Origin of the sequence: Peribacillus sp. S4, from assembly GCF_046715815.1 — a bacterium.
In the GTDB taxonomy this organism is placed as follows: domain Bacteria; phylum Bacillota; class Bacilli; order Bacillales; family DSM-1321; genus Peribacillus; species Peribacillus frigoritolerans.
Genome location: NZ_CP175708.1, coordinates 1,238,529 through 1,259,290, shown reverse-complemented (window position 1 = coordinate 1,259,290; position 20,762 = coordinate 1,238,529). Strand labels below are relative to the sequence as shown.

General features: G+C 41.4%; 22 protein-coding genes. 10 read left to right on the top strand and 12 right to left on the bottom strand.

The features are described 5' to 3' along the window. Positions 1–161 precede the first annotated feature (161 nt). The 6 genes from ACJ9PY_RS06060 (at position 162) to ACJ9PY_RS06035 (ending at position 2,130) form a co-directional block, all read left to right on the top strand. On the top strand, positions 162–383 hold the full coding sequence (locus ACJ9PY_RS06060; RefSeq protein ID WP_063577089.1) for a spore germination protein: 222 nt from the start codon (positions 162–164) through the stop codon (positions 381–383). 22 nt (positions 384–405) lie between these two features. Beyond that, entirely contained in the window at positions 406–612 is a 207-nt protein-coding gene (locus tag ACJ9PY_RS06055; protein ID WP_063577090.1) for a spore germination protein GerPB, read from the top strand. A gap of 83 nt (positions 613–695) precedes the next feature. After that, a complete protein-coding gene (gerPC, locus tag ACJ9PY_RS06050) occupies positions 696–1,307 on the top strand; it encodes a spore germination protein GerPC (RefSeq protein WP_063577091.1) in 612 nt (203 codons plus the stop codon). Next, positions 1,297–1,476 (top strand): hypothetical protein, encoded by a 180-nt coding sequence (locus ACJ9PY_RS06045; RefSeq protein ID WP_063577092.1) that lies wholly within the window; start codon positions 1,297–1,299, stop codon positions 1,474–1,476. Before gerPC ends, ACJ9PY_RS06045 begins: the two co-directional genes overlap by 11 nt. 6 nt (positions 1,477–1,482) lie before the next feature. Then, positions 1,483–1,890 carry a spore germination protein GerPE gene (locus ACJ9PY_RS06040; protein WP_411739653.1) on the top strand — a complete coding sequence of 136 codons (408 nt, stop codon included), beginning with the start codon at positions 1,483–1,485 and terminating at the stop codon, positions 1,888–1,890. 21 nt (positions 1,891–1,911) lie between these two features. Beyond that, complete coding sequence (locus tag ACJ9PY_RS06035; RefSeq protein ID WP_411739652.1) at positions 1,912–2,130, top strand: spore germination protein; 219 nt, start codon at positions 1,912–1,914, stop codon at positions 2,128–2,130. A 46-nt stretch (positions 2,131–2,176) separates the two neighbouring features. On the opposite strand, the gene trpB is transcribed toward ACJ9PY_RS06035, so the two are convergent. The 5 genes from trpB to ACJ9PY_RS06010 all read right to left on the bottom strand — a co-directional run bounded on the left by trpB (position 2,177) and on the right by ACJ9PY_RS06010 (position 12,097). After that, complete coding sequence (gene trpB, locus ACJ9PY_RS06030) at positions 2,177–3,340, bottom strand: tryptophan synthase subunit beta (RefSeq protein WP_057275822.1); 1,164 nt, start codon at positions 3,338–3,340, stop codon at positions 2,177–2,179. A gap of 129 nt (positions 3,341–3,469) precedes the next feature. Continuing rightward, positions 3,470–7,204 carry a helicase-exonuclease AddAB subunit AddA gene (gene addA / locus ACJ9PY_RS06025; protein ID WP_411739651.1) on the bottom strand — a complete coding sequence of 1,245 codons (3,735 nt, stop codon included), beginning with the start codon at positions 7,202–7,204 and terminating at the stop codon, positions 3,470–3,472. Beyond that, positions 7,197–10,697 carry a helicase-exonuclease AddAB subunit AddB gene (addB, locus tag ACJ9PY_RS06020; protein ID WP_369315917.1) on the bottom strand — a complete coding sequence of 1,167 codons (3,501 nt, stop codon included), beginning with the start codon at positions 10,695–10,697 and terminating at the stop codon, positions 7,197–7,199. The genes addA and addB overlap by 8 nt, the downstream gene beginning before the upstream one ends. A 188-nt stretch (positions 10,698–10,885) precedes the next feature. Further along, positions 10,886–11,449 (bottom strand): signal peptidase I, encoded by a 564-nt coding sequence (lepB, locus tag ACJ9PY_RS06015; RefSeq protein ID WP_053534099.1) that lies wholly within the window; start codon positions 11,447–11,449, stop codon positions 10,886–10,888. Positions 11,450–11,482: 33 nt separating this feature from the next. Beyond that, positions 11,483–12,097, bottom strand: coding sequence for a TVP38/TMEM64 family protein (locus ACJ9PY_RS06010; protein ID WP_034314626.1), 615 nt, complete (start codon positions 12,095–12,097; stop codon positions 11,483–11,485). Between the two features lie 287 nt (positions 12,098–12,384). Between ACJ9PY_RS06010 and ACJ9PY_RS06005 the strand changes: the two genes are divergently transcribed. Then, entirely contained in the window at positions 12,385–12,753 is a 369-nt protein-coding gene (locus ACJ9PY_RS06005) for a hypothetical protein (RefSeq protein ID WP_034314629.1), read from the top strand. A 575-nt stretch (positions 12,754–13,328) separates the two neighbouring features. On the opposite strand, the gene ACJ9PY_RS06000 is transcribed toward ACJ9PY_RS06005, so the two are convergent. Continuing rightward, on the bottom strand, positions 13,329–13,523 hold the full coding sequence (locus tag ACJ9PY_RS06000; protein ID WP_098864175.1) for a hypothetical protein: 195 nt from the start codon (positions 13,521–13,523) through the stop codon (positions 13,329–13,331). 882 nt (positions 13,524–14,405) lie between these two features. On the opposite strand from ACJ9PY_RS06000, the gene ACJ9PY_RS05995 reads away from it, so the two are divergent. Both ACJ9PY_RS05995 and ACJ9PY_RS05990 read left to right on the top strand, forming a co-directional pair. Then, positions 14,406–15,245: a ComEC/Rec2 family competence protein gene (locus ACJ9PY_RS05995; RefSeq protein WP_411739650.1), complete on the top strand. Its 840-nt coding sequence runs from the start codon at positions 14,406–14,408 to the stop codon at positions 15,243–15,245. Then, a complete protein-coding gene (locus ACJ9PY_RS05990) occupies positions 15,246–15,464 on the top strand; it encodes a DUF3006 domain-containing protein (protein ID WP_057275817.1) in 219 nt (72 codons plus the stop codon). Positions 15,465–15,555: 91 nt separating this feature from the next. Here the strand turns inward: ACJ9PY_RS05990 and ACJ9PY_RS05985 are convergent, their stop codons facing one another. After that, complete coding sequence (locus ACJ9PY_RS05985; protein ID WP_063577099.1) at positions 15,556–16,119, bottom strand: competence protein ComK; 564 nt, start codon at positions 16,117–16,119, stop codon at positions 15,556–15,558. A 315-nt stretch (positions 16,120–16,434) separates the two neighbouring features. Here ACJ9PY_RS05985 and ACJ9PY_RS05980 point away from each other — a divergent pair, with 315 nt between their 5' ends. Next, positions 16,435–16,671 (top strand): IDEAL domain-containing protein, encoded by a 237-nt coding sequence (locus ACJ9PY_RS05980; RefSeq protein ID WP_411739649.1) that lies wholly within the window; start codon positions 16,435–16,437, stop codon positions 16,669–16,671. 54 nt (positions 16,672–16,725) lie between these two features. On the opposite strand, the gene ACJ9PY_RS05975 is transcribed toward ACJ9PY_RS05980, so the two are convergent. The 5 genes from ACJ9PY_RS05975 to ACJ9PY_RS05955 form a co-directional block, all read right to left on the bottom strand. Next, positions 16,726–17,535 carry a YitT family protein gene (locus ACJ9PY_RS05975; RefSeq protein WP_063577100.1) on the bottom strand — a complete coding sequence of 270 codons (810 nt, stop codon included), beginning with the start codon at positions 17,533–17,535 and terminating at the stop codon, positions 16,726–16,728. Between the two features lie 142 nt (positions 17,536–17,677). Then, entirely contained in the window at positions 17,678–18,943 is a 1,266-nt protein-coding gene (locus ACJ9PY_RS05970; RefSeq protein WP_063577101.1) for a M48 family metallopeptidase, read from the bottom strand. A gap of 289 nt (positions 18,944–19,232) precedes the next feature. After that, the gene (locus tag ACJ9PY_RS05965; RefSeq protein WP_411740244.1) at positions 19,233–19,325 is read right to left on the bottom strand and encodes a hypothetical protein; all 93 of its coding nucleotides are present in this window, start codon (positions 19,323–19,325) and stop codon (positions 19,233–19,235) included. An 8-nt stretch (positions 19,326–19,333) separates the two neighbouring features. After that, positions 19,334–19,897 carry a response regulator gene (locus ACJ9PY_RS05960; RefSeq protein WP_411739648.1) on the bottom strand — a complete coding sequence of 188 codons (564 nt, stop codon included), beginning with the start codon at positions 19,895–19,897 and terminating at the stop codon, positions 19,334–19,336. Positions 19,898–20,085: 188 nt separating this feature from the next. Then, a complete protein-coding gene (locus tag ACJ9PY_RS05955) occupies positions 20,086–20,613 on the bottom strand; it encodes an HD domain-containing protein (RefSeq protein WP_034314654.1) in 528 nt (175 codons plus the stop codon). Positions 20,614–20,762: the final 149 nt, after the last annotated feature.

Sequence of the window (20,762 nt, the reverse complement as noted above, 5' to 3'; positions counted from 1 at the left end):
AACATTCCAATAATATCAGCTGTTGTTATATAACAATATATTAATAGGCAGATGAATCACATCAATCATGAGCCAACATACAATACAGTGAAACTCCCTTCAGTGATAGGCTCATGGCCTGAGATACATGGGGAAAACCAGAATAAAAAAGGGTGATTTTCTTGCCGGCCATCGTAGGAGTCGTTCAAGTCATCAACGTCGGTAGCAGTGGAATTGTCCATATTGGTGACGTCTTTAAAATTAGTCCATATTCCACATCAAAAACGTTTGCAGGTGCTGGCTCTTTCAATACAGGTGAATCCATATCCCTCTATAATGCCTATAGCACCACGAATACAAATGATACTGATGGTGTCGATCAGCCACTGGTCCTAAATCTCTAATGTTTTTAAGAAAGGAGTCAGCATGATCTTCAATATTCACCAGACCATACAAATCAATATGATAAAAATTGAAAGCATCGCCAATTCATCCGTTTTTCAAATAGGAAGTGCCGGAGTGATTAAACCATATTCCACATTAGCCAATACCGGTGGATTCACAGAGCCTGCTCCCCAACTTGAAGCTGATGTAACCCCATTACCCAGTTTCGTCCCATTTACATCCTCCTAGTTCATAGGCATTCACCTACATCCAACTTTTTCATATACTGTCATATATGAAATTAACATATTGTGAAGGTGAGGTGTTGAATCGTGAATCAGGATCTATATTCATATTCCATACAAATGCAGCGTTATCTTGAAGCCCAGGATAAACGGATCATGAAACTTGAACACGAACTCAAACGCCTGACAGATGAACTTGCCGAGCTGAAAAATAAACCGCCAATCCATGTTGATAAAATTGAATATAAATTCGATCAGTTAAAAGTCGAATCTTTGGATGGAACATTGAATATCGGTTTAAATCCAACTGACCTTAACAACATAGATGAATTTGCCGTCAACAACCAACCTGTTCAGCCTGCCCCTAACCTATTTCCAGGCAGGGAAATCGTCGTCCAGGAAATTCACAACGATATCCTTTCAGACTTGGAAAATATGATCACCGATGCTGAAAACCAACTGAAAACATCATTGGAACCCTCATATCATGACTTCATTAAGCAAGATGTCGAACGCCAGCTCCATCAACGCATCAATATGTATTTCGATAACCTTTCTTACGCGGAACGCGCTCCGCAGCAAAGGGAGAATATCAAGGAAAAGATCAGGGAAAAGGTGAAATCCGATATTCAAACTGCATTATTACAATTCATTACCCATTCACAAGCCGAGACAGGAGGAAATCCAAATGGAGTTTAATGTAACCAATCATCAGCTTTGTGTAGGAGATATCAAAATTACCGGTGTAGCAAGCTCTGCTTTATTTCTCATTGGGGATGTACAAACGGTCCAACTATCCTCAGCATTCGATACCCCGCCGGAATCTCTGATCATCGGGCCATTCGTACCGCTTACTCCAGAAGGGTAAAAAAACATGTTTTCAAGAATATCAAAAGTAAAATCTATATTTTCCGACACGGTATCTTTCAGCTCCTCCATGCAAATCGGGGATACCTCATATATTGACGGGAATTCCCTGGCTTTAGCCGTTCAAATGAAAAGTGAAACTTACGACTCAGTCGATATTCATTTCGAAGACTATGACATTTTTAAGAGACCATTTTATATCCCAAGGTTGAATGAACCAGTCATATCAAGTTTTTCAAATCCGAATCCCTTCATACGGGTCGGCAATATCAATATAATCGGGGTATCAGCCTCATCTGTGGTTGGTGTGGGGAACGTAGGCCATGCACGTATGGAATCAAGAGTGAAGCATATTCGGGTGGTGCCTAAAGAAAACGAAGAGACGCCAATCGAGGATTCAACCAACAACACTTAAACTTTTAAAGGAGGGGTTCATATGCCCGCCATTATCGGCCCGGTTCAAGTATTTAATGTCGCTCAAGGAAACCTGTTATTCGGTGATTGCGCCGTCATTTCCCCTAAGTCTTCCTCCAAATCGGTTACCGGATCCGGCTCAGGGAACACGGCTGCAATCGTTTTTACGGCCAATGGTCTGAACGGTAGCAATGTCCTTGATGTCAATGGGGTCGACCAGCCCATTACAGGGAATAATTAGTCAAAGGAAAAAGCCTCCCATCTCCAGGGAGGCTTTTAATTTCGGCCTATTTTTCTAACATGTTGAATACTTGCTCGACATCTTTGTCTCCCCTGCCTGATAAATTAACGATCAGTATATCATCCCTTGTTAACTCTTTAGCGAGCTTCATGGCGTGAGCTAGGGCATGTGAGCTTTCGAGAGCCGGAATGATTCCCTCTGTTTTGGATAATACCTGAAAAGCCTCAAGAGCTTCTTCCCCTTTTACCGTCACATACTCCGCTCGTCCGCTTTCTTTCAAAAAACTATGCTCGGGCCCCACGCTCGGGTAATCCAAACCTGCAGCTATAGAGAATGTTGGTTTTGGTTCTCCTTGTTCATCCACTAACGTCAAACTTTTGAATCCATGCAATACTGCCGGGACACCTTGCGAAATACTTGGGGCTTCAATCGGTTCTACACCAATTAAACGGACATTTTCTTCATCGAGATAATGAGCAAAAGCACCGATCGCATTACTTCCCCCTCCTGCACAAGCAATGATGGCAGTTGGCAGTTTTCCTTCCTTTTCAAGGATTTGGCGTTTTGATTCTTCACTTATGATTGATTGGAAATGTTTAACGATCGTTGGATATGGGTGTGGCCCCACTGCTGAACCAAGCAAGTAAAAAGTATTTTCATAGTTTTGCACCAAGTCATTCAATGCCTCATCAACAGCATCCTTCAATCGACCCTGTCCCTTTTCGACAGCTACGACTTTTGCCCCCAGCAATTCCATCCGAAAGACATTCAATGCCTGCCTCTCCGTATCCAGCTTACCCATATAGATCACACACTCCATGCCAAACATCGCACATGCTGTCGCAGTCGCCACACCATGCTGTCCTGCTCCTGTTTCTGCGATGATGCGTTTAGCACCCCTTCGTTTAGCGAGCAGGATTTGTCCGATCGCATTATTAATTTTATGAGCACCTGTATGGTTCAGATCTTCACGCTTCAAGTATATTTTTGCCCCGCCAACCTTTTCCGTTAAATTCTTTGCAAGTGTTAACGGGTTTTCGCGTCCGACATATTCTTTCAGATAATATCGGAACTCCTCAATGAATTCCGGGTCATCCTTATATTTCAGGAATTCCGTTTCTAAAATATCCATAACTTCCTGAAGTTCACCCGGTATAAAGCTTCCACCGAACTCACCAAAGTATCCCTTGCTCTTGATCTCACTCGTCATACTCTTCTCTACTCCTTTAAAAAGGTATTTTTCTCCACTAGTATATAGTAAGCATTTACACCTTTTCAAACTATTCTGTTTATTCAACCGAAAAGAAGCGTCCCACATCAATGGGACACTTCTTCTCTCTTATACTTCCAATAAATGCGAGCCGTCAAAGAAAAACAAGTAACGGCCGGTTACCTTCTTATTCATTATTCCCTCAACAGCCCTCGTATAAAGCTGAAGCTGCATCTGGTATCGATCGGCAAGAATCCCTTTAGCCCCTTCGAACCCGCTTGCAAAACGGCCGGTGATCGTATCCGTTTTATAGTCGAGAAGCACAAGACCTTGTTCATCCTCAAAGATACAATCAATCACCCCTTGGATAAGGACTTCTTCATCTCCAGCTGTCCAATCGCTGTAAGCTTCCTTTGCAGGCAGCGACATCGTAAATGGCACTTCACGGCGAATGCTTTCGGCCCTCTGCATTCTTTGGCCGATTTCACTCTCGAAGAAATCGACGATCGTCTCCGGATCCACAGCTTCTTTCTGTTCCTCCGTCAACAGCTCACGTTGAATCAGATCAATGATCAGTTGCTGAATCGATTGAATGGTAATCTCTTTAGATAGATCAATATGCTGCATGACTAAATGTGTAATCGTACCCCTTTCAGCAGGAGTCAGTGACTTTTCTTGCATGAAAGTCGGCCGCTTCGTGATAGGCCGCTTAAATTTACGCAACAGCTCTGTGGAGCTTTGCTCGTCCTTAAGTTCATATTGACGTTTTAATTCAGAAACGGATTGCTTGGAACGATACATTGTCGCCTCATGCTCGGGGTACTCCCATTCCAGCTGTTCCTTGATATCATCATAAAACTCGGAAACGATGCCGACCTTCTCCGATTTCTGGACATGTTCAAGCATTTGCTCTTGAACCAGTGCCTCTTCCTCATCCAGAACAGCAAGCTCTTCACTTGGAATGACGGAAATGGACCAATTCGATGGATGCGACTCCATTTCCAGGCCAAGACCTGCAGCACCAAGAGAATCCCGATGTCGGACAAGGGATGGACCAATCCAATCAAGATAACTTTTTGCACCTGCCCGTACATAGTCCTTCAATAGCCAATCTCCATGTGCCGCATTACTTTCCCAGTTCTGCTGCGTTTTTTCTGCATCATTGATACTGGCAATCAAATAAAGCTTTTCCTTAGCCCTTGTTAGCGCCACGTAGAGGACACGCATCTCCTCGGCAATTAATTCAAGCTGCTTTTTTTTCTTAAAAGCCAATTGAGGGAGGGATGGATAAGTTATCCGTAATTCGGAATTCACGTACTTTGCCGCAAAGCCATAATCTTTATCCAGTAAATAGGACTTTCGTAAATCCATCATATTGAATTGCTTGGAAAGACCGGCAATGAACACGATCGGGAACTCAAGCCCCTTTGACGAGTGAATTGTCATCAGCCGGACTACATCTTCCTGTTCCCCTAAAGCCCGAGCTGCCCCTAAATCATCTCCACGTTCTTGCATCCTTTCTATGAACCGCAAGAAACGGAACAGACCGCGGAAAGAACTTGCTTCATATTGCCTTGCCCTGTCATACAGCGCTCGTAAATTGGCCTGACGCTGTTTGCCGCCCGGCATCCCACCTGCAAAATCATAAAAATGCGTTTCGCGGTATAGGAGCCAGATTAGATCTGATAATGCCTCCTGCCTGGCAAGCTTCCGCCACTTCACAAGTTTTTTATAAAATGCAGAGGCTTTTTCATAAAGCCCCGGATGTTCTTCAGGGTCACTCTTTCTGTAAAAATCAGCTAGTGCTTCGTAATAGCTTCCTGTATGGAATAAACGCACCTTTGACATCTCTTCTTCATCCAACCCGACGATAGGTGAACGGAGAACGGAAGCCAATGGGATATCCTGTTGCGGATTATCAATCACCTTCAATAAGGAAATCATGATGGCCACTTCGGTCGCTTCAAAATACCCCGTGGATAAATTAGCATATACTGGTATTCCCTGCTTTTTAAATTCCTCCATGATTTGCGGTGCCCATGGCATTGAACGAAGAAGAATGACCATGTCCCGATAAGTGGCAGATCGGTACCTTTTGGTTTTCGTATCATATATCCGATGCTTTTCGCTTATAGCCTTTTTAATGAGCTTGGCCATCTGCCTTGCTTCGAGCTGCGCTTTTTCAAGCTCCTCGGCCTCAAATCCGCCATCATATCCTTCCATTTCCGAATGAGCTTCAGGATCGGCTGCTCCATCAATTAAATGGAGTTCGATCGGGTATGGATCGTCTTCGGGATATGGGGCACCTTTTTTCAATTGGGCATCTTCATCATAATCAATCTCACCGACTGTAATGCCCATCAACTGTTGAAACAAGAAATTGGTCCCATCAAGAACTTCCTTTCGGCTCCGGAAATTGCGGTTTAAATCAATTTTCAGTCCGGAATCAACACCGTCATGGGTAAATCGTGTGTATTTTCCAAGGAAGAGATTCGGTTCTGCAAGCCTGAACCGGTAAATGGACTGCTTGACATCGCCTACCATGAAAAGATTCCCATCATATTCTCCGTCAGCCGTCACCAATTTTAAGATCGATTCCTGAACCAGGTTCGTGTCCTGGTATTCATCCACTAGTACCTCTTTGAACTGGTTCCTGTATTCGATGGCTGCCGCTGAAGGTTTTCGTTCACCATCCACCGTTTCCCTTGTCAAAATTTGAAGACAATAATGTTCCAAATCGGCGAAATCCACCAAATTCTTTTCTGCTTTTGCAGCAAAGAATCTTTCGTCAAACCGTTTAACAAGCATTACAAGTGTATCGACATAACCCTTAAGCTCCCTTATATCCCGCAGGTAGCTTTCCGGTTTCCGGGAAAATAACTCTTCCTGTAACGATTTGATGATCTTCTTGGCCTTATCCCGGTACTTGGTAGCCTCATCAGCCACTTCCTTGATAAAATCTGCACCGGTAAGGCGTTTTGCCGTCCCGAATTTCACGTTTTGGATTTCCTCATAAAGTGCATTCCAGGATTGGTCCTTCACTTCCGAAAGTTTAGTAACCATTGCAAGATCGGCTAGATAGTTCTCAGCCCTTGGAGCCGGCCCCCCAGGGATTTTTGTCAACGCAAGCGAGCGTTCCAATAAATCCCTGGCCGTGTCCAATTGTAAACCAATATCGAACTTCAATGAATCGATAAACGAAAGATCATCAATCCCATCATCATCTGCCAGCTCATACATGCTGGCGGCACCATCGAGCCATCGGTCCGGGTTTGGATTCGATTGCGAAAAATCATGCAGCGACCGAACGATATTCTGAAGTGCATCATCATTTCGATCGCTTGTGAAAGCATCGACCAAATTAAAGAACTGTTCGTTATCACTTTGGCCATACTGCTCCTCGAAAAGCTCTTCCATCACTTCATCACGGAGCAGCTGGATCTCCGTTGAATCTGCAATCCGGAAGCCCGGGTCGATATCCGTAAGATAATAATACTTCCTGATCACCTCTAGACAAAACGAATGGAGTGTGGAAATCGAAGCACGATTAATCAAGCTCAACTGCTTACGTAAATGCTGTGAATGCGGATTATCATCGATCGCTTTTTCTAATGCCTCACTTACCCGATGGCGCATTTCGGCAGCCGAGGCATTGGTGAATGTAACCACGAGCAGTTCATCAACATCGATTGGATCTTCTTCTGAAATGACTTTTTGAATGATCCGATTGACCAGTACCGCTGTTTTCCCTGAACCCGCAGCGGCCGCAACCAGGATGTCCTGATCTTTAGCCCATATTGCCTTCCATTGATCTTCCGTCCAAGTCACGTCTCCCGGCAGAGCAGGAATTTTCGTTTTACTCATCGCTCTCCCCCTCTCCCCTTAATAGCTCAAGAACGTCATTTTGTTTCTTCTGTGCCAAATTCCTGAATTGGTTCTCCTCCAGTGACTGGTCGAATTGGCATACAGATTTAAAGGAACAGAAGGTACACGGCGTTTTTTCCTTTAATTTGTATGGAGTAATATCCACATCACCATCGACCATTCGATCTCCAGCCTCCTGATAAATACGGCGCACATGATGATTCAGAAGCGAAAACTCCTCCCTGCTGGCAACTTTGGAAGCCGCCAGGAGCGATCCGTCCTTTTTAAATCCAGCTGGAATGATATCCGACTTACCCGAATTTTCAATATCAAGCGAGGTATCCATCAACTGAATGACATTTGAATGGTCCAGTACAAGTCCATTCATTTTAAAGCTTTTATAAATTTCTTCTTCAATTTTATCCAAACTGAGCATTCCCTTTGATTTGACAACGGGATTATGCACATGAAAATACAAAACTCCGGCTGGAATCGCTTCTTTTCCAATCAGCGACTTGGAATGGGTGACAACGATATCTAGGTATGTCAACATTTGCAGCGCTAGTCCATAATATACTTCACTCATGTTCAGTTCCTTTTCACTCGACTTATAATCGAGCACACGCAAATAGACACCCTCATCTTCTTCCGCTTTATCCACGCGGTCGATCCGCCCGATCAATTCCATCTTCGTACCGTTTTTCAATGTGAAAGAAAGTGGCGGCAGCTCGCCATTTTTTCCGAATCCAAGTTCTAATCCAATCGGAGCAAAACCGCTCGCCTTTGCATGTTCACTTAATACGATCGAGGCACGTCCAATCACGTGTTCGAGTTTCCTGCGTAAATAGTGATGGCGGTTCGTACTTAACAAAATCTGATTTTGGAGTTTAGGAGCAAGTCTCTCCACAGCAATTCTGGCCAGCTCCAAGCATTGTTCCGGGGTCAATGTAGACCAAGGAATATCATGTTCCTTCAAGTAATCGGAAATCATTTTCAACGCTCCATGGAACATCTCGCCTATATCCGGGGCATCCAAACGGAAAATCTGCCTTTCCCTCAATTTCAAGCCATGAGCCGCATAATGGGAAAACGGGCAGCTATTGAACATTTCCATCCTGGATACACTCGTAAGAATGCTCTCACCGTATAATTGCTTACTTGTTTCCTCAGTTAATTTCTTTGTCCTATTTTGATAAAAAAGGCTCGATAAAACCTTAGTTGCTGAAGGACCGGCCATTTCATCATCAATAATGGAATTATATACATCCCACCATAGTGAATGGATTGGATAGTTCCTTTTCTTCAGCTGCAATTGGGCAGCCAGGTACGAAAGGGCAACATCATGATTCGCTGCATATTTCACCTGTTCCTCTGCAGACAGATCGGACGGATCGTTCATATAATACACATCGGAAACATTAGGCAATACGTCCCTTACCCGTTTCAAATAGGATGAAGGTAAAAGCGCCTTCCCTTCCTCATCGGCAAGCGGATATGATAAATAAAGGGCCTCGGCAGGCGTAGTGAATGCTTTGTACGCTGTGAACTCCTCATCCAGCAGGCGCACTTTCGAACTTGGGGCAACATCAAGTCCACCAGCCAGCAGCACATCACGATCACTATCTGAAAATATCCCGTCAGATACTGCTTTTCCCGGCAGAACCCCTTCGTTCAATCCGATAACAAAAGCTGTCTTCACATCATCCAGGCGGGATAAATCTAGATTAGCGACTAATACTTGGTCAATTGCCGGCGGTACCAAAGAAAATTCAAGAGACTCCAAACCAGCTTCAATGATTACCGCAAACTGTTTCATGGAAAGCTCTTCCCCGCTCAGCAGTTCAACGAATTGGTCCAATAGGTCGACAACCGCATTCCATGTTTGCTCATGCTCTCTTGCCGATACCAAATCACCTGCTTCTTCTGCCTCCAGTTTCAGCTTTTCCAATTTTTCCGGTATATGCAATTCTTCAAGATATAGATAAAGGGCTTCACACAATTCCCTGCCATTAGCAGCCTTTTTAGCCCGTTTTGAGAGCCTCAAGATGGGCTCGGTAAATAATTGCTTCATTTCATTCAGCTCTTGCTCAAGCATCATTTCCTTATCCGTTTGGTTCCGGTCCTCGAGTTCCAGACCGCGGAAGCGCCGGTAGGTCCAACGATCTTTGGACGTCCACCCGCTTCCTTTAATGCCGCGGGCCAGCACATAGTTTTCCAGCTTATCTACCTGTTCACGCATCCGGTCGTGGTTTTTTTGCAACGGAAATAGAAGCTCCGTCTTGATTGCCCGAAATACCGGTTCATAACGCCAATAGCCATTGATGATCTCCAAAGTCGAACGAATCAGTTCAATCAGAGGATGATTCAGCATCGTCCGTTTGGAATCGACGAACAAGGGAATTTGATAATCCCGAAAAACGGTTTGTAAAATATCTGCGTATGCTTCCCCGTTACGGACTAAAATCGCAATATCACGGAAACGGTGCTGTTTCTGTCTGACCAGCGACAAGATATCCCGGGCAACTCCTTCAATCTCAGCTCTGCGGTTAACTGCCTGGGCGATCGTTACATCAGGTGACTGCTGCTCAAACGTTCGTGCAGGACGAATGGAAAAATAAGTTTCCAGATGATTCAGCCCCGGACTCTTTCCAAACCTTTCCGATCTTTTTAAGATTCGATCTTCTGAAATCGGTATGCCATTCCTCAATCCAGCCTGATATAGGTGATGATAAAGGTTTCCCGTTTGCCTGAACAATTGCAAATCATCCGGAGCATATTGCCTGTAGGGCTGATCTAACGTCAGCGAGACCGTTACACTCCTGCACAGCTTCATCATTTCTTCAACAATCAATAATTCCTGTGGAGTCAAGCTATAAAAACCATCGATATATATATCCGCATTCCTTATATATGAAGACTCTGACATTTTTTCGATCAGCAAAGTGAAATAATCTTCGGAGTCTAAATATTTATTGACCATTTCATCCTCAAAAGCCTGATAGACCAATTCAAGATCATGCAGTTTATCCTGAATGCCGCTGCCGGCCTGTGAGGTTTCAGCCAAATAGTTTTGAATGTCATCAGGTTGGATGCAATACTGCTTGAACTCAGCCAGCATCAGCTCCATCTGTGCAATGAACCCCTGCTTATCAGCAGATCGACTGAACATCTTTAACTCTTCCTTTTTATCATCCATGATCTTCCGTATCAGCATATTAACGCCAACACTGTCCAGATGCAGCCGGCTCATCCCCCCGGTTTCCTGAAGAACGCGCCAAGCAAGCCTGCTAAAACTGAAAACCTGTGTCCGGATCATTCCGGCAAGGCCTGGTGTTTTAATTAATTTATATTCAGATAGAAACGTCATCTGATCAGGAACGAGGTAGATAATTGGATTTCCTTCGGGATCTTCTGCCAATTTAGAGCGGATTTCGTCCAATATATTCGAAGTTTTCCCTGTACCCGATCTTCCCAGTAAAAAACGGAGTGACATCTCTTTTCCCCCTTACAACATAATATCTAGATCCATCATACCAGAAATACTTTCGTCTTTATGACTAGGTTTCTGTTTCCAATTAGATTTACTTTCTATTATTTTACCGTCTCCCTTAAAAAAACACCAATCGTACGTTCGCGTTTCCCCCAAAAGAAAAAGCCCGCATCTTACTCGGGCTTCCACAATCACTCACCTGTAAACTTAAAATTGAAATCATTGACCGGCCAATATCGAACATCCACTTTACCGACAACATTTTCTACCGGTATATAACCAAAGTGACGGCTGTCAGCACTTTCAAGACGATTATCACCCATGACAAAAAGCTTGCCCTCCGGAACTTTAGTCATATCCGTCAATTCTTTTAATGTAAAATCACCTGTAAAATCCTGTCCTGGGAAACCTTCCTTGAATTTCTCAAGATAAGGCTCATCCACTTTCTTACCATTTACGTAAAGCCAATCATCTTTATAACGAATACGGTCACCTGCAACCCCTATAACCCGCTTAACATAATCTTCTTGTGAATTCGCATGAAAAACAATAATGTCAAAACGGTTGATATCATGAATCTGGTAATTGATTTTATTCACGACAAGTTTATTTCCATCTTCAAGGGTCGGCTGCATCGACTTTCCTTCAACATCATAGCTTGAAAAGAGAAATGTACGGATTAAGATGTAAATAACAAAAGCTATCATCGCTGGTTTTATCCAATCGGATAAAGAATTCTTGTTTGTTTTTTCCATCTAGTTCAACCCCTACTGCATTTATATATTAATTTATTGCCCTTCTTCTCTCTTCATGCTTTTATTTAACCGGACTTCCAGCCTTTTCCCCACATACCATAGGATAAAGATGACGATTCCGATAATGATCGTTCGCACAGGTTTATGAATCAATGATACTAAATCGTAACCTACGAAGCTGATCGTAAAAATCATCACCGCCTTCCCTCCAACTACTGCAAGTCCATATTGCAGGGTACTGACTTTTGAAAGTCCTGCCACGATATTAACGATAGCCGAAGGTGTAAAAGGGAAGCAGAGCAATATGAACAAAGGACCGAATCCATGGCTCTCAACCCATACCATCAACCTCTGCACCTGTTTATGTCTTTGCAAAAATCGGAAAAACCTCATTTGACCATATCTTCTAATAATCCAAAAGATCAAAAAGGACCCCGCTACCGCACCAATCCAAGAAAATAAAAACCCCCACCAGAGACCAAATGCCGTTGCATTGGCAAGCACGAACACCACTAAGGGCAAAAAAGGCAAAAAAGCTTCCAGCATCGGCAGTAAGATTCCGGGAATTGGACCGAATGAGCGATATTGCTGAATAAGTGCCGATATATGATCAAGTGTAAACCACTCACGTATAGTATCCAAATCCATAATTATCTCCCTCGACATGCTGCCATCAAAGCAGCATAAACTTATTAAAAACCGTTTATTTTAGATATATCACTTTCCCCCGAAATTGCAAGAATTATTATCCATATATCTTCATACTTTCCCTATCTCCGGAAAACATAATCTTGTTAACGAATATTTCTAGATTTATCAAAACTGCTTGCATAACCACTGAAAATACATTAGGATAAAAACGGAACAGATGTTCTTATTTTTCAGGATATACATATTAGTATTAAAAACGCGCTATTTAGAAAGGGGCGGTCATGATGACCCGCATTCCAGAAGGTGACCGAAATATGATTGAAAAAGCCATCTACCTCCCTATGGTTATTACAGTCTTAAACCGGGATCTCAAGGTCATCGAAATTAGTCCGTTTAAATTAAAAAGGCCCTATTCGGAGCTGGTGGAACATATTTTAAAAGTGGTTCAAGACGAACTTGCCGAAGTACGGCGCTATTTGCGCAAAGAGAATATTAAAGTTAGTGAAATCAAACGCGATGAATCCTTCACGATGTATTGTTTTTTATATAAAGGATACGAGGAACATCATAATTATTTCAATCCCCGCCTTCGCAACAAAACCGAAGACTTGTTATGTTATTACTTTTTCGAAAAAAAACCCTCAAGGGATTAACGGGTTAAAAGGGAGCCTTCCGGAAGGATACAAATTCCCTTGGATGTAAAAAGGTTGACCATAAAAAAGCATCGCATCTTTCCTGGCATAAAGGTAAGGGAGTCTTTCATGATCAAGATCGATTAGACTCGCTTACCTCCATTCCCCCTGTTTGAATATTCCATAACATCATAATTTAATTGGCTAGTTCAAACCAAGGCATAACCTATGTAATCAAGTGCATACTGAATATCCTTTTAACATTTAAGTTTTAAGTCTCATTAAATGAAAGTTAATTACATGCTCCATGACAAAGGTTGGAGTGGCACCCGTTATGATCGACTCATCATATTGAAGAAAAGGATAGGAAAACAGTCAGCTTCGACAAATCGATGTAAAAGTAACCAATATCATGATCCGCCGCAGAATGTAACACGTATTCATGATTTGCCCTGATCGATTGCCGTCAACCATTCCCTGCATCGAAAGAATGGAAATTCCTTTAGGACGATGGGACGCTTAAAAAGCCCATGTTATCCTTTGTTGGATCAAGCCCTCGCATGTCGAATGAAATGTCTGCCATGGATTTCAGATAGTTAATATCTTCTTCCAAAAATACCTTTTACATTTAACTGCGTTACTTCAAGTTCCCTTGTAATGGCATCCTTCATTAAAAGTTTGCTGTATGCATAGCATCGCCTTTGTTCTTGGTGATTAAACGGAGGAATGTCGACGCTGCATCCTTCTGGTATATTACCCTCTTCCCTATTAAAGGAACCGAGGACTGCCAATAGCCGCTTCTCCACTTCTTGTTACACAAGCGGTTTGCACAATTACTGCTCACTGATTAAGGCAACAGTTTCGACGAAATTGTCCTTAACGATTAAAAGGTCTGGCCCGTTTGTTCATTATTAAGCGACATTTAATTTCCATTCATCTATTATAACTATACGTCTAAACTATCATTTTAGTGTCAGTACAATGTTATTAGGAAAGATGTTAATTGCATATCCATACCTAGTATTATCTACTAGTAACAACCTCTTTATATTAAATGTATAAAGCAAAAAGAATTTCCAGAAAAACAAAATCTTTTGTGAAATACTGAACAAAAGATACATCATCGGTGTCTATTATATTATGTATTAAGGAGTCAATCATTAAGGAAACTTATACTCATCCCTAATTTCTTATGATAACCATTCAATATTTTATTTGCATGGTTTAATTTGTAGCCAAAAGGGTTCCTATCTAAATTTTAAACCAAAGTTGCTTGGAACGAAAGGTGCAAACGCGCCGAGGAGGCTCACGGACCGCCCGCGGAAAGCGAGTGCCTGGAGGGTAATAAACGTTTAAATTGTACAATCCTAAAAAAACAGAAACAATCTCTTTAACAAAATATTTTGTTGGTAATCCTAACTTTCTACGCAGCCTGCTCCTTGAATATATGCCAACTTCACACTCTTTTCTGAGAGAAATAGATTTTTTATTGATTGATTCTTTAAAATAATGGCATTACATTTTCATTCAAGAGATTAATCATAAATACCCAGAGTCATTTTCCCTAACCATAAATCCAGACGGCATCTTCCTTTTTTTACCACAAATAAAAACCGCGTCCATATTCCCATTTTTCCGGTTACACATGGTAAATTATTAACTGGAGGGGAAAAATGAAGAAAATAAATATTCTACTGGTGGCTGTTCTTGTTTTGTCTTTATTCACTGGACTTAAAACAACTGAGGCAGCCTCAAATGTAAAGGTACATTTCATCAACGTTGGACAAGGAGATTCAATCCTGATACAAACCGGTAATGAAAACGTTTTAATCGATGGCGGCGGTAAAGGAAAGGGCGACGAGGTTGTTGCCTACCTAAAAAAACAAAATGTAAAAACACTTACTGCATTAGTTTCCACTCACCCAGATGCGGATCATGTTGGCGGTCTTGCTCATGTGATTAAATCGCTTAATGTAAAATCTGTGTACGCCCCTAAAGTTTCACATACTACCCAGGCATACAAAGACTTTTTAACGGCTGTCAAGAAGAAGAAGCTTACAATAAAAAAAGCGAAGACGGGCGTGGAAATCAACACTAAAGCAAAGGATAATTCCCTTAAATTCATTGCACCAGTTAAGGACTATGCTAAGTCTGACTTAAATAATTGGAGTGCTGTCTTGTTGCTTAAACACAGCAAAAAAACATTCTTGTTTACAGGTGATGCCGAAGAAAAAGCAGAGAAGGATATGCTGGCTAAAAAACTGGTACCAAGTGTGGATGTACTTAAAGTAGGCCATCATGGTGCAAAAACATCGACAAGTTCAGCTTTCATTAACAAAACAAAACCGAAATATGCTGTAATCAGTGTAGGGAAAAATGGCTATGGGCACCCTACTTCCACTGTTATAAAACGGTTGAATTCAGTGAAAGCCAAAACTTATCGCACAGATAAATCAGGTAACATTATTTTTACTTCTACAGGTCAGAAAATTACTGTAAAGACGGTGAAATAATTGGTACAAGGAATTATTGATCGCTTCGAAGGAAAGATAGCTGTCGTGGAAATCGATGGTGGTGACATGAAGGATTTCCCTAAAAGTGCTCTTCCCAAGGGAGCAAAAGTAGGAGATATGCTGATTATCGATGGTGATACCATCACCATTTCCAAAGAAGGAACTGAAAAATTAAGAAAAGAAATTGACGATTTAATGGATGAATTATTTGAAGATTGATTCCAGGGCCCTTCTTTAAATAAGAAGGGCTTGCTTTAAATTTGATTATTCCCGTTTGCATTCTTCTCTGATTTTTCCCCTGAACCCCCTCTTATCGCGGTATATACTTTGAGATTACCTCTGAAGCCTTGACTCCATTAGCATCAGTGAACAGATAAAAGGATTTCCTCTTTGTTTCCTCAATCCTCTGGATCAATTTCGTTTTTAAAAAAGAGGTCCGGTGCAGCTGGTTTTCGAAAGAGCTGCATGACACTGCTATATCGATGGTTTGTCTATTCCTGAATGTGATGGTTGTATGTTTGGAATCCAGGCGCTCATAGGATACCACATGTTCATGTGATAACCAGATGCATTGAGGACGTAACGGAGATGTAGTTGGAAAGAAGAATATCGAACTGGTCGGATCAATCGCGATCGGTGCTTTATGTGTGATGTTTATGAGCTGTTTCGTGCCTTGCTTGCGTCCTTCATAACTTGATCCGAAGAACTCGCAGCTTTTCTTTATTATTTCCATAGGTTTAAACGGGGAGATGAACTCGTCCTCCATTTCAATGATACGGGCATATATTTTACTGCCGTAATTAATTGGCGCAACCATTAGTGTATGTGGCGTGATTTCATATTCCTCGATGATTCCCTGATTGTTTTCCTTCATTTTTAATCCACCTCTTCCTCATTGCTAAACATCGCTATCACTTTCCAAAGCTTATATTCTTAATTGCTTGTACCCTTCCATTCCTGTACAAGAAGAGTGAAGGGGGATAGTAAATGTATGTTAAATTACTCACTATAATAGCATAGACCTTAAACATATAAAGCAAGTTCACAAAAAATTTGAAATTCTTTTATATAGTGGCTTTTTCGTCATCTAAACGACACATTCTCTATCATAATTTAAATTTTTTAAATTTTCAGTTGATTTTATCCGCTCAAATCCATATAATAATAAAAAGGGTCAGGGGTGGTAACTTTGAAAAATGAAAAATCTTATTCAGAGTCAGTGAAGTCCTTATCAATGAGCGAAATGAAAAACGATGCCGTGGTTCAGGAAATGTTAATTGATATGATTATTCAGGAAGCCGTCCTTTCTACCAAAAAAAATCTCCTTGCAAAACAGATCGATGATGCCTTGGATATGAAAAACAAACCTTTATTCTTAAAACTAAGTTCTGAAATGAACGTTTTACTAAAACAATTTGGAAATTAACATTCATGATCAAAAAAGCCTCCCATAATGTCGGGAGGCTTTTTTTCATTATCATCACTCTTTATGAAACATACCCATGACCTCAGCAGTTTCGGTTATATTAACAAAAGCATTCGGATCCACTTCTTTTATCATCGTTTTTACATCGGTTAACTGATAACGTGTAATGACTGTCATCATTACTTTGCTCTTTTCTCCTGAATATGCACCTTCACCATCCATGACTGTAATTCCACGATATAGGTTGGTCAGGAGCTTCGTTTTCATTTCGTCACTCTTTTTGGTAACGATCATCAATGTTAATTTAATGTGATTGGAATGGATCGTATCGATCACCTTTCCTGCTGCATAAATGGAAATCAGCGTATATAATGCGGCATCCCAACCGAAGATGAAGCCTGAGATTACCACCACAACAGCATTCATCACCGAAAGCAATGTACCAAGCGGAAAGTCGCTCTTCTTAGCCAATAGCATGGCAATGATATCAAAGCCGCCAGAAGACCCCGAAGCGCGAAAGACGATGCCTATACCGATTCCCGATATGATTCCGCCAAATAAAGAAGACAAAATCGGTTCAGTGGAAATACCGTGAACTGGAATGAGGTATAAACTGATGGAAATCACGACAACTGATAATATCGTATAGGTGATAAAGCGTCTCCCTAATTTCAGGTAACCAAGAATCAGCAATGGCAGGTTCATCAGAAAATTCAATATCCCTGTGTTGACTGGGGTGATGATTCCGAACATGATCGCAAGTCCACTAAGTCCGCTGCTTAAAATTAAATGTGGTATCAAAAATAAGTTGTAGGCCACTGCCACAAGCACTGAGCCTACAGTGATCAAAAGTACATTATACATATCCGATCTCCTTAAAACGAACTGGGAATTTAATTTATTATAGTAGAGAACCTAAGATTTTTTAAAATAATAGTTTTTTCTGAAAACGACTACAAACTTCCACTTTCCGAAGAAAAAAAGCCAGCTGGTTTTCAGCTGGCTTTCACTCACCCTTTGTATCTGCATTTTCAACCGTTGAAATCCGTTCGAGCATGGTCGGATGGGAATACCGCAGCCATTTAACCAGGAATGGCGGGTTGACCTGACTCAAACCCGACCTCGTGAGTTCCTGGAAAGTCGTGATTGCTGATTCTTTGTCCCCGGTCATTTCAATGGCATAACGGTCAGCCCTTGTTTCCTGATATCTGGAAACATAATTGGACAGCGGACTCGAAGCAAAGAGCAGCACAGACGTTATCAAGAGAAATAACGGAAGAGATGATATGCTGTCAACCGAACGGACCTTTAACTGATGGCCCCAGCGACCAATGATAAAGTTCATGATTTTCGAAGTCAGCCACAAACCGATTAATGTCAGTCCTAAATAACCTGCAATCCCTATATAAATGTGCTTTTCCACATAATGAGCCATTTCATGTGCCATGATAAAAAGGATTTCATCTTCCTTCAGTTTGTTCAGGGTCGTATCCCAAAGAACTATTCTTGAGTTGGAACCTATGCCGGTAACATATGCATTCAAGGCATTTGTCTTTTCCGCCATATTTACTTCATACACGTGTTCAGCCGGGATCTCAGCCTGTGAGGCTAGTGCCAATATTTCCGTTTCCAGCTCTTTATTTTTGAGAGGATAGAATTCATTGTACAGCGGATCAATCAATACAGGCTGAACGAACATCAGGAACAAGGAAAAAGGAATGGACAACATCCAAGCATAGAGCCACCACTTCTTCACACTTTTCTTCATTAACCAATATAAAACGGAAACGATGATGAACATCATCCCAAAATTCACCCAAAATTCGATGACTCCATCCTTCATCCACGAGGTGAAACTTTGTGTACTTATGTGGTAACTCTTGCTCATCCGATATCCAATGAAACTGATTGGAAATAGAGCCAGGTATGAAATAACGGAAAGCCAGAATAAGTAAATGCCCGTTCTGATCGCTTTCCGTCTCGAGACTGCCATTGACGATTTTTCAAATGCCTTTGAAAAACCGAATAATAATATGAAGAAATACAGAAGCCATTCATATGGCGTCGATACGAAAAAAATAAAATTCCGCAGTCCTGAATACTCTTCACTAAGCTTTAGTTCCCTTGCATTCAGGAATGTTGCAGGATCTGCTGCCGTTCCACGCAAAGCTTCGGGAATGGTCGTATCCGCTCCATAAAAAATATACCAATACATCGCTGCTGCATAAAGGATATATAATATAATCGCTCTTCCAGCCCATTTTCTAACCATGATGCCCCTCCTTAAAACGAATCTCCCTCTTAATAGTTTAATCCAAAATGGACAGGTTAGAACCGGATTTCCCTTATTATTCACTTCTTACAGTTCCCATCATTTTGTTGAATATTTCACAGAATACTCCATCAGTCAAACATGCACTTCCGGGATGGGAGTTTTAAGGCAACGACGAATTTATTCTTTTGCCTATTTGCTAAGATGAAATCGTTTCATCAAAGGATTTTAAATGTGAATTTGATTTATAATGAATGAGACCGATTAACGGAACGGCGGGCATGATTGGTCATCCCTTCATCCCGCTATTTTGCAAACCATACAAAAGTGCCATAAGCTCCGGTCGATTATTAACATTCAGTTTTTTGTAAATACGGCTTATATAGTTTTTTACCGTGCCGATCGATAGAAAAAGTTTTTGGAAATTTGCTGATTCGTTTCGCCTTGGGTTAGCAGGATAAGCAGTTCATGCTCGCGTTTAGAAAAAGCCCCCAATTTTCCGATTGCCTTTTCCAAAGTTACTGGTGATCTTTCAACATCCCGCTCCAGCCTTTTCATTAAAATTGATTTGAATGAGGCAGGATAAACGATCTGACCGTTGGCACATTGACGGATTGCCGACAACACCTGTTTCATTCCGCCATCCTGTAACACATAACCTGCTGCACCATGGCCTATTGCTTCAATAAGATAGTGATTTTCTGAATAGTCAGTAAAAACGACGAAAGGAGTGGATGGGTGTTTTTCCTTAAGGACTTGCATGACTTCCTGTCCATACTTCCCTGATGAGCGGGCATCAATAATAATGACATCTGGTATGACTGATGGATGATCAGAATCAAGAAGGTCCCTTTCATTTCCAGTCATCCCCATGACCTTAGTGTCACCTTCTTGTTTGATGATTCCCTCAATTCCTCCCTGACCACCATATATCATTAGCTTAATCGACTTCATAACCTCACCTGTTACTTTCTTTATTTGTTATTAATCCGATAGTTTTTTATAATTGTTCGCCATGGAATAGTTCTAATGGTCTATATTTTACATCATTAATTCACCTGTTAACAAATTTAAACTGTAAAAAATAATTTTAATAATTGTGTTCCTCCTGACAATAAAAAAGGCTATCAACCCGTTTGACTTCAGGATGATAGCCTTTTTCTTTGTTCCTCATCTATGAGCGTATCAAGTTTCATGATGCTTTCCTTTGCCCGGGGAAAATCAATTTTGCGATAATGGTGTTTTCCGCCTTCTTCTTCATCTTTTTCGTCGGCCCATTTGACGACTTGCTGAAGCGGTGTACGAATAATATCATTCGAAGGTAAGAACGAATCGGTATGAAATAAAATGGCGAGGGAAATGGTCTTTGCCTTGATCGGGTTTTCTCCCAAGCGGATTAACAGTTTATGTGCTCGTTCGGCACCTTTGATGGGGTGAATATCATTTTGTTTATAAAGATCATAATCCCATTTACCATTGCGATACCAGGTGAAATGACCCATATCATGCAATAGCCCAGCTTTAGCGGCAATATCAGGGTCGACATTATATTCATTTGCTAAGTGAAACGCATGGTATGCTACCGCAATCGCATGTGCCAGACCTGAACGGTTCAAGTATTTTTGAGCAATGGGATGTGTAAAAATATCCAAAAGTTTTACATCTCTCATCTAACCCCTCCTTACAATATTGTGGAAATTTTTAATGACAATCATAACTCTTTTCGAAACAAGAATCAAGGTTTTAAGATTCTTCAATATATTTTATGCAACCTCATACACTTTGGTTGTACAAAAAAGGACCATTGCCGGTTATAGGC

What these genes read in the sequence shown, in the direction of transcription:
- ACJ9PY_RS06010 (WP_034314626.1), bottom strand. Translation starts at nt 12,097, where the DNA reads ATGGATTTGGATACTATACGTGAGTGGTTTACACTTGATCATATATCG.
- ACJ9PY_RS06005 (WP_034314629.1), top strand. Translation starts at nt 12,385, where the DNA reads ATGACCCGCATTCCAGAAGGTGACCGAAATATGATTGAAAAAGCCATC.
- ACJ9PY_RS05955 (WP_034314654.1), bottom strand. Translation starts at nt 20,613, where the DNA reads ATGAGAGATGTAAAACTTTTGGATATTTTTACACATCCCATTGCTCAA.
- ACJ9PY_RS05975 (WP_063577100.1), bottom strand. Translation starts at nt 17,535, where the DNA reads ATGTATAATGTACTTTTGATCACTGTAGGCTCAGTGCTTGTGGCAGTG.
- ACJ9PY_RS05985 (WP_063577099.1), bottom strand. Translation starts at nt 16,119, where the DNA reads ATGAAGGAAAACAATCAGGGAATCATCGAGGAATATGAAATCACGCCA.
- ACJ9PY_RS06040 (WP_411739653.1), top strand. Translation starts at nt 1,483, where the DNA reads ATGTTTTCAAGAATATCAAAAGTAAAATCTATATTTTCCGACACGGTA.
- ACJ9PY_RS06055 (WP_063577090.1), top strand. Translation starts at nt 406, where the DNA reads ATGATCTTCAATATTCACCAGACCATACAAATCAATATGATAAAAATT.
- ACJ9PY_RS05960 (WP_411739648.1), bottom strand. Translation starts at nt 19,897, where the DNA reads ATGAAGTCGATTAAGCTAATGATATATGGTGGTCAGGGAGGAATTGAG.
- ACJ9PY_RS06045 (WP_063577092.1), top strand. Translation starts at nt 1,297, where the DNA reads ATGGAGTTTAATGTAACCAATCATCAGCTTTGTGTAGGAGATATCAAA.
- addA (WP_411739651.1), bottom strand. Translation starts at nt 7,204, where the DNA reads ATGAGTAAAACGAAAATTCCTGCTCTGCCGGGAGACGTGACTTGGACG.
- addB (WP_369315917.1), bottom strand. Translation starts at nt 10,697, where the DNA reads ATGTCACTCCGTTTTTTACTGGGAAGATCGGGTACAGGGAAAACTTCG.
- ACJ9PY_RS05970 (WP_063577101.1), bottom strand. Translation starts at nt 18,943, where the DNA reads ATGGTTAGAAAATGGGCTGGAAGAGCGATTATATTATATATCCTTTAT.
- ACJ9PY_RS05995 (WP_411739650.1), top strand. Translation starts at nt 14,406, where the DNA reads ATGAAGAAAATAAATATTCTACTGGTGGCTGTTCTTGTTTTGTCTTTA.
- ACJ9PY_RS06035 (WP_411739652.1), top strand. Translation starts at nt 1,912, where the DNA reads ATGCCCGCCATTATCGGCCCGGTTCAAGTATTTAATGTCGCTCAAGGA.
- trpB (WP_057275822.1), bottom strand. Translation starts at nt 3,340, where the DNA reads ATGACGAGTGAGATCAAGAGCAAGGGATACTTTGGTGAGTTCGGTGGA.
- lepB (WP_053534099.1), bottom strand. Translation starts at nt 11,449, where the DNA reads ATGGAAAAAACAAACAAGAATTCTTTATCCGATTGGATAAAACCAGCG.